Annotated in this window: 11 protein-coding genes; 2 read left to right on the top strand and 9 right to left on the bottom strand. The window is 57.6% G+C overall.

The genetic code is table 11. The features are described from left to right. Window positions 1-66: 66 nt before the first annotated feature. The gene (locus L1P08_RS02360) at window positions 67-1,173 is read right to left on the bottom strand and encodes a sugar ABC transporter substrate-binding protein (protein ID WP_303618409.1); all 1,107 of its coding nucleotides are present in this window, start codon (window positions 1,171-1,173) and stop codon (window positions 67-69) included. A 135-nt stretch (window positions 1,174-1,308) separates the two neighbouring features. Here L1P08_RS02360 and L1P08_RS02355 point away from each other — a divergent pair, with 135 nt between their 5' ends. Then, a complete protein-coding gene (locus L1P08_RS02355) occupies window positions 1,309-2,304 on the top strand; it encodes an AraC family transcriptional regulator (RefSeq protein WP_303618408.1) in 996 nt (331 codons plus the stop codon). Between the two features lie 39 nt (window positions 2,305-2,343). Here L1P08_RS02355 and L1P08_RS02350 read toward each other — a convergent pair whose 3' ends face one another. The 6 genes from L1P08_RS02350 to guaB form a co-directional block, all read right to left on the bottom strand. Next, complete coding sequence (locus tag L1P08_RS02350) at window positions 2,344-3,243, bottom strand: 3-hydroxyacyl-CoA dehydrogenase NAD-binding domain-containing protein (RefSeq protein ID WP_303618407.1); 900 nt, start codon at window positions 3,241-3,243, stop codon at window positions 2,344-2,346. A gap of 568 nt (window positions 3,244-3,811) precedes the next feature. Continuing rightward, window positions 3,812-5,371 carry a glutamine-hydrolyzing GMP synthase gene (gene guaA, locus L1P08_RS02345; RefSeq protein WP_303618406.1) on the bottom strand — a complete coding sequence of 520 codons (1,560 nt, stop codon included), beginning with the start codon at window positions 5,369-5,371 and terminating at the stop codon, window positions 3,812-3,814. A gap of 66 nt (window positions 5,372-5,437) precedes the next feature. Then, window positions 5,438-5,914, bottom strand: a complete 477-nt coding sequence (locus tag L1P08_RS02340; protein ID WP_303618405.1) for a TspO/MBR family protein — start codon at window positions 5,912-5,914, stop codon at window positions 5,438-5,440. Window positions 5,915-6,165: 251 nt separating this feature from the next. Further along, on the bottom strand, window positions 6,166-6,579 hold the full coding sequence (locus L1P08_RS02335) for a TspO/MBR family protein (RefSeq protein WP_303619477.1): 414 nt from the start codon (window positions 6,577-6,579) through the stop codon (window positions 6,166-6,168). Between the two features lie 118 nt (window positions 6,580-6,697). Further along, window positions 6,698-7,996, bottom strand: coding sequence for an RsmB/NOP family class I SAM-dependent RNA methyltransferase (locus L1P08_RS02330; protein ID WP_303618404.1), 1,299 nt, complete (start codon window positions 7,994-7,996; stop codon window positions 6,698-6,700). A 5-nt stretch (window positions 7,997-8,001) separates the two neighbouring features. Beyond that, entirely contained in the window at window positions 8,002-9,504 is a 1,503-nt protein-coding gene (gene guaB / locus L1P08_RS02325; RefSeq protein ID WP_303618403.1) for an IMP dehydrogenase, read from the bottom strand. A 310-nt stretch (window positions 9,505-9,814) separates the two neighbouring features. Here guaB and L1P08_RS02320 point away from each other — a divergent pair, with 310 nt between their 5' ends. After that, window positions 9,815-11,212, top strand: coding sequence for a DHA2 family efflux MFS transporter permease subunit (locus L1P08_RS02320; protein WP_303618402.1), 1,398 nt, complete (start codon window positions 9,815-9,817; stop codon window positions 11,210-11,212). Between the two features lie 16 nt (window positions 11,213-11,228). Here the strand turns inward: L1P08_RS02320 and L1P08_RS02315 are convergent, their stop codons facing one another. Next, window positions 11,229-11,945 carry an RlmE family RNA methyltransferase gene (locus tag L1P08_RS02315; protein WP_303618401.1) on the bottom strand — a complete coding sequence of 239 codons (717 nt, stop codon included), beginning with the start codon at window positions 11,943-11,945 and terminating at the stop codon, window positions 11,229-11,231. Next, window positions 11,938-13,137, bottom strand: a complete 1,200-nt coding sequence (locus L1P08_RS02310) for a Ppx/GppA phosphatase family protein (RefSeq protein WP_303618400.1) — start codon at window positions 13,135-13,137, stop codon at window positions 11,938-11,940. Before L1P08_RS02310 ends, L1P08_RS02315 begins: the two co-directional genes overlap by 8 nt. Window positions 13,138-13,358 lie beyond the last annotated feature (221 nt).

Raw genomic sequence — 13,358 nt, 5'->3', positions numbered from 1 at the left:
TCATCAGACCTGATCTATGCGTCAGGCAGGCGGCACCAGGCGCCGCCTGCCTGACATGGTCATCACCTATTCAGGCTGCCCAACGAGCGCCGCGTTGAATCCAACTTCAGGCGTATCCGGGTTCGCAATATTGGCGAACCAGCCAGCCGGCACCAGCGCAGGGTTGAATGTGTTGCAGCCGGAAACCAACTCCTCAAATGAACCGTCTTCGCAAAGCCGGACGGTGTCGGACGTAACCGCGTCCAATGGCATATAGGTCAACTTCTGGACCTCCTTGCCCGCGAGAACATCGAGCGCCAGCTTCAGCGCCACCGCACCCGCACCGGGATGACTTTCGAGGGAAATACCAGGGGCACCCATTGGCGCATATGTGCCTGTTGCCCCCTCAATCGCCCCCTCAGGCAACATCATGACCCGCATGCCATTCGTGCCCTCTGCGCCACAGGGCACCAGATCGGTCTCCCCAGCTTCAACCTGAAGTGACCAGGACTGCACGCATGCAGTCGCCCCCCAGACGCCATCGACAGCGTCCCAGCTGCTGGTCGCAAGAACTTCGGTGAGCGCCTTGCGCGCAACCGCCTGCGACCACATCCCGTTCGGTTCGGCAATGATCTTGATGTCCGGGTATTTGGCGAACACTTCGCGCGCCGCCGTATTGCGATCAGTGTCGACAGATGTGCCGGGCACACCCGTCATGAAGATCAGATTACCCTTGTGGTCCATCTTCTCGGCGACCCATTCTGCACTTTCAGTGGCCAAAGCAACTTGGTCAGTAACCACGTTATAGGCGCATGGCTCAGTGACTGAACTATCATAGGCGAAGACGACAACCCCTTTCGCGCAGGCATTCTGAATGGCAGGGTTCAATGCGGTCGGCGAAATCGGATAAACGATAATCGCATCCGCACCAGCCTGCACCATGGCGTTGATCTGCTGAATTTGCTTTTGCGCGACCGGTCCGGCCACCTGGATTTGCAAATCCACCTGATCGGCATGCGCGACCGCCATAGCCGAGACCATGTTCTGCGCCTCAGCCTGCCAGTCATTGCCGACATAGCTCATGCTTAAAAACACTTTGTAGGGCTCGGCAGTCGCGGCACTCGCCGCACCCATTGCAACCGGAAGCGCGAGCGCGGAACCAAGCAGGAATCTGCGGAATGTTTTGTTACTCATTTGTTTCTCCTCCCAGAAAATCCAGCATAATGTGGCGAAAATCGCCGCGCACGATAAGGTTGTTAGGGGACAACTAGGGGGTTATGGTGGGACATTCAGGTTTGCCTACCTGACCGTTGATTGCCGGAGCGAGAAATGTACGCGCCCTACAAACTTTACACTCTGCTGGAATGCGCCAAGCGCTACAACCTGACCCCGGCGCAGGTTCTGCATCGCCTGCCCTTCACTGAAAGCGATCTTGAGGAGAAAAGCCCCAACACATCGATCGAACACTATGTGACCGCGTGCGAGAATGTGGTTCGTTTATGTGGTGATCTGCGGCTACCGCTTGAGGTCGGTCAAAACCTGCACCTGTCCGCTTACGGATTATATGGTTTCGCACTGCTTTGCGGGCCGTCTGTGCGGTCAAGCTTCGAGTTTGCGGTCCGGTATCACCGCTTGGCAACCCCGTTGTTCGAGATTGATTTTGAAACCGTGGACGACAAATTCGTCTGGAAATTTCCTGACGAACACTTTGTGGGTTACCCGCAAAAAGTGCACAGCTTTCTGCTTTTCCAGCAACTTTCTGCGCACGTAACCCATGTGCGCGACATCACCAGGGCAGACCGCAAGCCAATACGCATTGAAATTGCCAACAAGGCGCCCCTTCAATCAGAACTTCTCAGTCAACTTTTTGAATGCCCTGTTCAGTTCGATATGCCGGCTACCAGAATGGTCTATGACACATCGATATTGGATGAGCGCCCCCCCATGGTGAACCCGATCAGCCACGCCACCTTGCGGGAAAGCTGTGAGCGCTTGCTTGATGACCTCCGGTCAATCGAAGGTGTCGCGGGACGGGTTTCACGCATTGTAATGGAGACCCCCGCCCCCTTTCCCTCAATGGATGAGGTTGCAACCAAACTATCCATCACAAGCCGCACCTTGCGTCGCAAACTCAAAGCGGAGCAGCGCACATATTCGGAAATTATGGATGAGGTGCGGAACACGCTGGCCAAAAAATATTTGGACGCGAATAGTTTCACAGTGGAAGACATCGCCAACCTTTTAGGGTTCTCCGACGCCGCAAACTTCAGGACCTCGTTTAGGCGCTGGAATGGCATGAGCCCAAGCGAATTCCGAAAAAGGTAAGATGCAAAGCCGGTGCGACTTGGCCAACCCGTATTGATCTCAACTATTTCGGCTGGCATGCAAGGGCAAGCGACTGTTGGGAACAGCCTCAGCACCCGAGTAGTCATAAAAGCCAATCCCGGCCTTTCTGCCTAACCACCCTGCCTCCACCAGCTTCACCAGCATCGGTGCAGGACGATATTTCGACTCTCCCAGTTGTTGGTGCAGAACCGTCTGTGCCGAAAGCACGGTGTCCAGTCCAACAAAGTCTGCCAAGGTAAGTGGCCCCATGGGATGGTTGGCCCCCAGGCGCATCGCGGTATCAATAGTCACCACATCAGCAACACAGCCGGACAAAGCGAAAATGGCTTCATTGATCATCGGCACAAGGAGACGGTTGACGATAAAACCGGGCGTGTCGGCGGAAATCACGAGTGATTTTTCGATGGAACGGACAAGTGCATAGGCTTTTTCCGAAGTATCATCGCTTGTTTGCAGGCCTCTGATAACCTCCACAAGCCCCATCATCGGCACGGGATGAAAGAAGTGAACCCCAATGAAGCGCTCGGGGCGCGATGTTGCCGCTGCCAGCTTGGTCACCGAGATTGACGAGGTGTTTGTCGCAATGATCGCGTCTTCACGCACCACGCTCTCAATTTCTCTATGGACTTTGGTTTTAAGGTCCAGAATTTCTGGCACCGCTTCAATCACCAGATCAGCCTGATCCAGCGCCTGGAGTGATGTCGACGTGGAGATCTTCAGAAGCCCCTGCTGCTTGGCCGCATCATCAATAGTGCCTTTTTTGATCAGGCGATCCATGCTCTGCTCAATAGCGCCAAGCCCCCGCTTAAGCGCCGCCCCGTCTATCTCGGTCAAAACCACCTGATAACCGGCAAGTGCCATCACTTGCGCTATTCCGGCCCCCATTTGGCCGGCACCTACAACTCCAATTGACTTCATCTGATATCCCTCTCATCCCTTATCGTGCGTCGCACTTTGTCGTCGGAGCTATAAATGTTTTTCGTATCAAACATTTAGCCGAGCGCTTCTTCGGCAAGCATCATCATGCAAGCCTTGTCCTCTTTGGATGGCAGCCCTCATATCCAAGGCATTGGTCCGCCCAAACCGATGTGAAGAAATTGTCCGGCCCAGCCTTCCAGTCAATTTGGTGAGCCGCGCGGGTGTAACCCCCACAGCCTGTGCCACAACCCTGCCAACACCAGCATTGGCGCACCAAATGCCCGCTTGATCCGATGTTTTCGAGTCGTATTTATACTGCAGGTCTATGTTTTGGATGCCTTTGCGCCATCACGGGCGACAGGTGTCAAACGTGACGTCAAAAGCGGGAATCATTATCGCTTCGCGTCTTACGCGAAACGTGTCCAGGCTTCTGAGAATATCATCTAATAAAGCTTCATGCTCAATCTGCGAAGAACTGAGGTAGCCTGGAAAAAGTCTGAAAACTTATTATTTTCAATAAAATAGGGCCGACGCTTGTTTCTTCACGCCAGCCCTTATTGGAAAATCACTATTCCCACTCGATCGTCCCGGGAGGCTTTGAGGTCACGTCATAAACGACGCGATTAATGCCACGGACCTCATTGGTGATCCGCGTCGCGGCGCGGCCAAGGAATTCCATCTGATAGGGGTAGAAGTCGGCCGTCATGCCATCGACCGAGGTCACAGCGCGCAGCGCACAGACGAACTCATATGTGCGCCCGTCGCCCATAACCCCCACGGTCTGCACCGGCAGCAGCACGGCAAAGGCCTGCCAGATTTCATCATAAAGCCCCGCCTTGCGGATCTCGTCGAGATAAATGGCGTCAGCCTGCCGCAGGATATTGAGCTTTTCGCGCGTAATCCCGCCGGGGCATCGAATGGCAAGGCCCGGCCCGGGGAACGGATGCCGGCCGATAAAGCTTTCGGGCAAACCAAGCTCACGGCCGAGTGCCCGCACTTCGTCCTTGAACAATTCGCGCAACGGCTCCACCAGCTGCATGTTCATGCGCTCAGGCAAACCACCAACATTGTGGTGCGATTTGATCGTCACGGAAGGCCCGCCGGTAAACGACACGCTTTCAATCACATCCGGATAAAGCGTGCCCTGCGCCAGAAACGCAGCGCCGCCCATTTTCTTGGCTTCCGCTTCAAATGTCTCAATGAACAGGCGGCCAATCGTCTTGCGCTTGGTCTCGGGGTCGGCTTCGCCTTCCAGCGCATCGATAAACGTATCCGCTGCATCCACATGGATCAGGCGCAAATTGTAGTGCTCGCGGAACATCGAGACGACATCCGCCGCCTCATTCTCGCGCATCAACCCGTGATCGACCAGAATGCAGGTCAACTGGTCGCCAATCGCCTCATGGATCAGCAAGGCAGCAACCGAGGAATCAACGCCGCCCGAAAGCGCGCAAATCACCTTGCCATCGCCAACCTGCGCACGGATTTTATCAATCGCCTGCTCGCGATAGGCCGCCATGGTCCAGTCGCCGGAACAACCACAGATTTTCTTGACGAAATTCTCATAGAGCCGTGCCCCGTCTGGGGTGTGATGCACTTCCGGGTGGAATTGCACCGCCCAGATACGGCGTTTGACGTCGGCGATCATCGCGAACGGCGCACCCGACGACGTGCCGACAACCTCAAATCCCTCAGGGATCTCGGTCACACGGTCACCGTGGCTCATCCACACCTGGTGTTGCGTGCCCAGCGGCCAGACGCCCTCATAAAGCGCACAGGCCTTTGCGGGGGTCACCATGGCCCGGCCGAACTCCCGGTGATGCCCAGCTTCCACTTTGCCGCCCAGCGCCACACACAGCGCTTGCTGGCCGTAGCAAATGCCCAGAACCGGTACATTGGCCGCCAACAAGGCAGGGTCGAGCGTCGGCGCGTTCTCGTCAAGCACACTGGCAGGGCCACCTGACAGAATGATGCCCTTGGGCTGCATTCGGTCAAGCTGCGCTGCAGCTGATGAGAACGGGTGGATTTCGCAATAGACATCCAGCTCCCGCAGGCGTCGCGCAATAAGCTGCGTAACCTGCGATCCGAAGTCTACGATGAGGATGGTTTCATGCACTGGCTGGCTCATGGCGAGCCTTTAGCCGCACTGCGAAGATTCCGCAAGTAGGCTTGAGGCAATTCGCAGCTTTGAGCATCAATTCATCACCACAATCCAGCCGGTAAACCAGAAAACGGAGAACAACCATCCAAGGCAGGGCAACAGCAGTTTCAGCACCAGCCTGTCCCATCGCATGCACAGCGCCAGCAACATCTGGATAAAAGCCACAGAGCAAATAATGAGCAAAGCAAGCTCCGGGGGGCCAAACAGCAAAAAGACTGGCGGCCAAAGCCACACCAGAACCAATTGCACGGCCCACAGCATCAGCAGCAATTCGCGCGGTTCGCCCACTGCCCGCCAGATCCGCCAACCCACAATCGCGAGCGCCACAAGGCTTGCCAGCCAAAGAGGCGCAAAAAACCACTCCGGCGGCGCAAACCACGGCTTATTTAGCAGATCGTACCGGGTGCCTGGTTTCGACAGAATGCCCGCGCTCGCACCGCCCAAAACCGACGCAGACAGAAATACCCCCAACAATGGCGCATCGGCGCGCCGCAAGCGCCCACTCCGCATCCTCGCCCCCCGACAGGATTACCAATAATTAACAGAGCAAATAATAGCACGCGCGGCGATAAATTTAACAAGAAATAAAAGTAATAGAATTCGTATTTACAGCGCTGTAATCGGAAATAATATCTATCGATAAATACAAGTTACGGACAATAAAATATTCATATGAAAAAACAGCATAACGGCATTCGAGAATGGATACATAGCCTTGTGCGCCGCGCTGCCTCGCATACAACGTCGGTTTTCAGTCCAGATTAGTTCAAAATTCCGATACTGAAATTCAGCAAAGCGGCGAAACTCACCCATGCAAAATACGGCACGAACAAGAGCGCAGAAACGGGATCCTGGCGTCGATTAAGCGCGACAAATCCAGCGATCAATACCCATAGAGCGAAAATGACAGCGAACGCAGCCCAGATCATGTGGGCACTGAAAAACACAATCGACCATGCCCAGTTGAGCACCATTTGCGCACCCCACAGCTGCATCGCTCTACCAGTCGGCGCGCGCCTGTAGCTTCGGAAGCCGGCAATGGCAATCATGACGTAAAGGATTGTCCAGACCGGCGCGAACAACCAGCTGGGCGGGTTGAAGGGTGGCTTATCCAGCGCCGCGAACCACGGCCCGGGAGCCGTCGAGACACCAATCAGGAAGCCGGCGCCAACCACCAGCACAATAAAGCCGGTCAGCGTGAGCAGTGATTTCAAATTATTGTTTTGATGTTCCATAAGAGGGAAACGCATCAAAACGCGTTTCGGATCAGTGTCTGTTGTGCTTTTTCTAGGCTTAGGCGACCCGCCGCGCTAATATGGCGACGAAAAAGCCGTCGCTACCCGTCGTTGCAGGTGTCAGCATCACCCCGTCCGGGCCGTCATAAAGCCCTTCCGGCGCCTCCCGCCCGACCCGGTCAAACCAGACCCCGGAAGCAGGCACAGCGGAAAAATCCTGCCGTGCCGCCAGAAACGCGGCAATCTGAGCGCTGTTTTCTTCGGGCAGCACAGAGCACGTAATATAGACAAGTTGCCCACCCGGCTTCACATAGTCCGCCGCCCCGGCAAGAATTTCGGCTTGCTCGGCCTGCCGCGCCGCCAGCTGATCAGCAGTCAAACGCCATTTTGTGTCGGGCCGCCGCCGCCATGTACCGGTCCCTGTGCACGGCGCATCAACCACCACCCGGTCCATTTTGCCAACCAGGTCATCAAGCGCCCCCGGTTCCGGGGCCCGCACCTGCACATTGCGCGCACCATTGCGTTTCAACCGGTCATAGATCGGTGCCAACCGGCTGCGGTCGGTATCATAGGCAAAAATCTGCCCTTTATTCTGCATCGCTGCCGCCAGCGCCAGGGTTTTGCCGCCGGCCCCCGCGCAAAGATCCAGCACCTGTTGACCCGGCACAGCGCCGGCCAGGGCGGCAACCAACTGGCTGCCCTGGTCCTGTATCTCAAACCAGCCCTTCAGATAGCCTTCGTCCGATTGCACATTCGGTGTGCGGGCATTGCCGCTACCAGCAGCCATGCGCAGTGCCATCGGCGCAATCGCACTGGCCTGTGGTTCAAACCGCTTCAGGGCCTTTGTCACGCGCTCAGGATCAGCCTTGAGCCTGTTGACGCGCAGATCAAGCGGTGGCCGCTCCGTCAGCGCCCGCGCCTCTTCAATCCACCTGTCCCCAAAAGCCGCCTGCAGAGAAGGTGCCAACCATTCGGGCACATCAGCCCGCACATGGTCCGCAGCGCCCTTGAGCGGATCTTCAGCGGTCAGGCGAGCCATTTCCGCGTCACTGATAGCATCCGGACCGAACTTGTCCGCCGCAAACCCGGCATTCAACGTCGCCGGATCAGAGCCCCAGTCGAACACCGCGACGGCCAGCACCAATGCCCGGGGCGTATACGCCCCCATCGCATGGGCGTGTGAGGCCCGCTTGCGCAACGCGTCATAGACAAGATTGCCAATCGCGGCCCGGTCGCCCGAGCCGGCAAAGCGATGGCGGACACCCCAATCCTTGAGCGCGAGCGCTACAGGCCGGTGCCGCGTGGCAACATCGTCCAGCACCTCAATGGCAGCAGCAATCCGGCCCGGTAACTGCATGAGCTTTACCGCCCGCCGCGATAGTTGGGGCTTTCGCGCGTAATCGAAACGTCATGCACATGGCTCTCGCTCAGCGCCGCATTCGAAATCTTCACAAAAGTCGCATTCTCGCGGAAGTCTTGCAGATTATGTGCGCCGGTATAGCCCATGGCTGCACGCAGGCCGCCAGCCAGCTGATGCAGAATATGCGCCGCCGCGCCCTTATAGGGCACCTGTCCCTCGATCCCCTCGGGCACCAGCTTCATCTGGTCATTCACTTCCTGCTGGAAATAACGGTCTGCCGAACCACGTGCCATCGCACCGACCGACCCCATACCCCGATAGGATTTATACGAACGACCCTGATAGAGATAAACCTCACCGGGGCTTTCATCAGTGCCCGCCAGCAACGAGCCGATCATGGCGCAGGATGCACCGCCAGCCAGCGCCTTGGCCAGATCGCCGGAAAACTTGATGCCGCCATCGGCAATAATCGGCACACCTGATTTATCAGCTTCTTCCGCACAGGCCATCACGGCGGCCAGCTGCGGCACGCCCACACCAGCCACAACACGTGTCGTACAGATAGAGCCCGGCCCGATACCCACTTTGATGCTGTCGGCGCCGGCATCAATCAGGGCACGCGTCGCCCCGGCCGTGGCCACATTGCCCGCAACGATACGGGTTGAATTGCTGTATTTCTTGATCGCCTCAACCGCCTCGGCCACTTTGACAGAGTGACCATGCGCCGTATCGATGACCAACAGGTCAACACCCGCATCAATCAGGCGAAGCGAACGCTCGTAACCCGGCTCACCAACCGTGGATGCGGCCGCCACGCGCAAACGCCCGTGCTCATCCTTGATCGCATGCGGATTGAGTTGCGCCTTCTCGATATCCTTGACAGTGATCAGACCGATACAACGGTATGCGTCATCGACAACCAGCAGCTTTTCGATCCTATTGGTATGCAACAGGCGTTTGGCTTCATCCTTGCTGACTTCCTCCCCCACAGTGATGAGGTTCTCATGGGTCATCAGCTCGGAAATTTTCTGATTTGAGTTTGAGGCAAAGCGCACGTCGCGGTTGGTCAGAATGCCCACCAGACGGCCGACATTGCGGCCACCATTGCCGCCATTCTCAACAACCGGAATACCCGAAATCCGGTTGCGCTCCATCAGCGCCAGCGCATCTGCAAGGGTCGCATCAGGGCCAATCGTGATGGGGTTCACCACCATGCCGCTTTCAAAGCTCTTGACCTGCCGCACCTGCTCGGCCTGCTCTTCCGGCGTCAGGTTCCGGTGAATGACGCCAAGACCGCCTGCCTGCGCCATGGCGATCGCCATTGTTCCCTCGGTAACCGTGTCCATCGCTGAGGAGAGAATCGGCAGATTGAGTTCGATGTCTTTGGTCACACGAGAGCGGATATCGACAGATGTCGGCAGAACGTCCGAGCGTGCCGGCTGAAGCAGCACATCATCAAACGTCAACGCGGTATCGCCAGTACTAGAGGTAATAATTTTCGCCAAGGCCAGACCCTCCGTGCCCTTAAATCAGTGCAGAAATGTTGGAATCGAACCGCAGCACACAGCACGCGTGTCGGTTTCGGGTTGGCGAGGGTCAATATCACCTGACTGCGGCTTTGGCTAGGTCTTCAGCGCACTCAACGCGATCACAACCTCCGCCAAATGCACCACGGCGCAGACGCGCGGGTGTTTCGCACAGAGAAATGGCAAATAAATAGGGCTATTTTCAATGTGTTGAACCGTATTTGGCTGCTATTATTCCCGAATAGCCCGCGGCATTGCGATTCCTTTTCCGCTGACCCTTGAGTATGCCTTGAACCGTATTACCCCGCTGATATTGGCAGTGGCCCTGTTCATGGAGATGATGGACTCAACCGTTATCGCCACGTCCCTGCCCGCCATCGCAACAGATATCGGTACCACGCCGATAGCGCTCAAACTCGCCCTCACAGCCTATCTGGTGGCACTCGCGATTTTTATTCCCGTCAGCGGCTGGATGGCCGACCGCTACGGTGCCCGCAATATTTTCCGTTGGGCCATCTTTGTTTTCGTTCTGGGATCGATTGCCTGCGCTTTCTCCGATTCTTTGCTGACATTCGTTCTTTCGCGATTCCTTCAGGGCATGGGCGGCTCGATGATGACCCCGCTCGCCCGCCTGATCCTGGTGCGCACCACACCCCGCAATGAACTGATATCGGCCTGGGCCTGGCTCACCATCCCGGCCCTGATCGGCCCCATGGCCGGTCCACCGGTTGGCGGTTTCCTCACCACCTATTTCAGCTGGCACTGGATCTTTTTTATCAATGTGCCGATCGGGCTCATCGGCATTCTCCTGGCGTCGCGCTTTCTGCCCGGCACCGGCTTTCGCGATCGTCGCCCCCTCGACACGCTCGGCTTTGTATTAAGCGGGCTGTCCTTCGCCTGCGTGATCTTCGGTCTGTCGGTGGTCAGCATGCCGGCCCTGCCGCCGGGCTTCGGCATCATCCTCACCATTGTCGGCCTTGCCCTTGGTGCCGCCTATGTCTTCCATGCCCGCCGCAGCCCCACCCCCCTGCTCGATCTGAAGATATTCAGGGAGCCGGTGTTTCGGCTCACCATTCTCAGCGGCGTCATCTTTCGCATCGGCCTTGGTGCAGTGCCGTTCCTGCTGCCGCTCATGCTGCAACTCGGCTTTGGCTACACACCCTTTGAATCGGGTGCCATCACCTTTATTGGCGCGGCCGGCTCGTTGCTGGTCAAATTCGGTATTGGCCATGTACTTCACCTGGTCGGCTTTCGCCGCATCCTCATCGGCTCATCTGTCGTCGCCGCGCTGTTTATCGCGCTTTTGGGCCTGTTCACGGCGCAGACCTCGGTTCTCGTCATGCTGCTGGTGATTTTCTTCAGCGGCTATTTCCGCTCACTGTTCTTCACCAGCCTCAATTCGCTGACATTCTCGGAAACGCCGACAGACGATATCGGCCCGGCCAATGCCATGCTGGCCGTCTCTCAACAGTTGAGCAGCGCTTTGGGTGTCGCTTTGGCAGCAACCATTCTCGAGCTTAGCGCAGCAGCACGCGGCACCGAAGTCGCCACCGCAGACTTCCGCATAGCCCTGTTTGCCATTGCCGGGATTTGCGCATTCTCAGTGGCGCCGCTCTTTTATCTGCGGGCCAATGCCGGCAGCGAGGTGTCAGGCCACAGGCAGGACAACGCCCCACCCGTTACCTAGCGCATCAGGTCAACCGCTAGGGCCTGAAGCCTTTGGCGATCAGATAGGTCTCGGCGGAATCAGAGCGGCTGGCGGGCGGCTTTGCATGCAGCGTGGTGGCAAAATGCTTCTTCAGGTCCCGCAGCAACTGATGCTCGGTCCCCCCCTGGAACACCTTGGCGACAAACGTGCCTCCCGGCGCCAGAATTTCGATGGCGAACTCTGCGGCCATCTCAACCAGCGCGATGATCCGCAAATGATCCGTGGGCCGATGCCCCGTCGTCGGTGCGGCCATATCGGACAGCACCAGATCCACCTTGCGCCCGCCCAGCGCGTCGATAATCATCTGCGGCGCATCGTCCTCGGTGAAATCCTTTTTCAGCACAATCGCGCCGGGAACCGGATCCATATCCAGATAATCGATACCGACAATCAGCGGGTTTTTCGGCGAGGAACTGACCTCGCGCACCGCAACCTGCAGCCAGCCACCGGGCGCGCACCCCAGATCGACAACCCGCATGCCCGGCTTGAGCAAACGATGTTTGTCATTGAGTTCAATCAGCTTGAACGCGGCGCGGGATTTGTAACCCTCCGCCTGCGCCCGGGCCACATAGGGATCATTCAACTGCCGTTGCAACCAGAGCGTTGAGGAAAGCTTGCGGCCCCGCGCGGTTTTTACCCGCGTTTTCAGCCCCTTGTCAGCCCGTGCATTGGTGCCCGGCTTGCTGCCGCCGGGTGTGCTGCCCTTAGCCATTATTATGTGCCTTTTCCGGACGCCGCCTGCGGCGCGTCCACGCCCTGTCAGCATCCATAAGTGAAATCAATATGCCTTCGCGCAACCCGCGATCTGCCACGCGCACGCGCTCAACCGGCCATTCCCGCCGGATAGCCTCGAATATGGCGCAACCTGCCAGAACCAGATCGGCCCGGTCCCGACCGATACACGGATGCGCCATGCGCCGCTCATAACTCATGTTCAAAAGGACCCGCATCGTGTCGGTGACCTCTTCATTGCGCATCCACAGCCCGTCGACCTTCGAGCGCTCATAACGTTCCAGCCCCAGATGCAGGCCTGCAAGCGTCGTCACAGTACCCGAGGTGCCAATCAGATGCACCGGATGGTCGGCAATCATTTGCCGCAAACGCTCCCGTCCCCTGAACTGGCGCAAATGCCCGCGGACATCCGCCACCATCGCCTCGAAAACCTCTGGCGTCACATCAATGCCGCCAAATTTCTCGGCAATCGACACCACACCGACCGGCAGCGACTGCCAGGAGCGTATCGCCGCCGACATCTTGCCCTGGTTCTTGGGGCGCCCGCCGCGAAAATCCAGCCAGGCCAGTTCAGACGAACCGCCCCCAATATCAAAAATAAGCGCGCCTTCGGTGCCTTTCTCAATCAGGTCGGCACAACCGGTCACAGCCAGCTCCGCTTCCGTGCGGCGATCCACAATCTCCAGATCCAGCCCGATTTCTGTGCGGACACGCTCCAGAAACTCGCCCGAATTCTCCGCCACACGGCAGGCTTCGGTGGCAATCAGGCGCATGCGGCGCGGCTCATGATTGGAAATTTTGGTAAAACACTGTTTCAGCGCATCAAAGGTGCGGGCCATCGCCGCATCGCTTAACCGCCCCGTTTGCGACACACCCTCGCCCAGCCGGACGATACGGGTAAACCCGTCGACCACCCGAAAGCTGCCCTCAACCGGCCGTGCAATCAGCAAACGACAGTTGTTGGTTCCCAGATCTAGCGCCGCATATACCGGACCACGCCAGCGGCGCGGAAACGGATTCTGGGCATGATTTGTCCGCTTGCCAGATTCCCCCTGCGCGGCAATGGCTGCGCCTGAAGAATGCTGCCGGGCGGGATTTTCTCCCTTCCGGCGACGGCGCGGCTGCCGGCCCGAGACCGGCAATGCCGCGGCGGACCGATCTGAATCGGCCACGTATCATTTCTCCGTCCCGCCCGGTCGCTCGTGAACGGCATTGCCGCCTGCGCCCTGAGCGGGCTGTTTCAGTTTCACCTGCAAAGGTAGTGCAAGCGGGCAACAATCGCAATCAACGCTGCGCGCCAAACCCGCATATTTTTGCCATCCGTCACATTCTGGCCCCGTTTTGACGACTTATGCCCGCCAACACACCTCAAAAATGATACAAGTTTTAAAGG

The sequence above is a fragment of the Mariluticola halotolerans genome (assembly GCF_021611515.1).
In the GTDB taxonomy this organism is placed as follows: Bacteria; Pseudomonadota; Alphaproteobacteria; order Rhizobiales; family Devosiaceae; genus Mariluticola; species Mariluticola halotolerans.
Note: the sequence above shows the minus strand (reverse complement) of the source record. Positions and strands in the feature narration are given on the sequence as shown.

What these genes read in the sequence shown, in the direction of transcription:
- L1P08_RS02330 (WP_303618404.1), bottom strand. Translation starts at nt 7,996, where the DNA reads ATGCAGTTACCGGGCCGGATTGCTGCTGCCATTGAGGTGCTGGACGAT.
- L1P08_RS02350 (WP_303618407.1), bottom strand. Translation starts at nt 3,243, where the DNA reads ATGAAGTCAATTGGAGTTGTAGGTGCCGGCCAAATGGGGGCCGGAATA.
- L1P08_RS02315 (WP_303618401.1), bottom strand. Translation starts at nt 11,945, where the DNA reads ATGGCTAAGGGCAGCACACCCGGCGGCAGCAAGCCGGGCACCAATGCA.
- L1P08_RS02360 (WP_303618409.1), bottom strand. Translation starts at nt 1,173, where the DNA reads ATGAGTAACAAAACATTCCGCAGATTCCTGCTTGGTTCCGCGCTCGCG.
- L1P08_RS02355 (WP_303618408.1), top strand. Translation starts at nt 1,309, where the DNA reads ATGTACGCGCCCTACAAACTTTACACTCTGCTGGAATGCGCCAAGCGC.
- guaA (WP_303618406.1), bottom strand. Translation starts at nt 5,371, where the DNA reads ATGAGCCAGCCAGTGCATGAAACCATCCTCATCGTAGACTTCGGATCG.
- L1P08_RS02340 (WP_303618405.1), bottom strand. Translation starts at nt 5,914, where the DNA reads ATGCGGAGTGGGCGCTTGCGGCGCGCCGATGCGCCATTGTTGGGGGTA.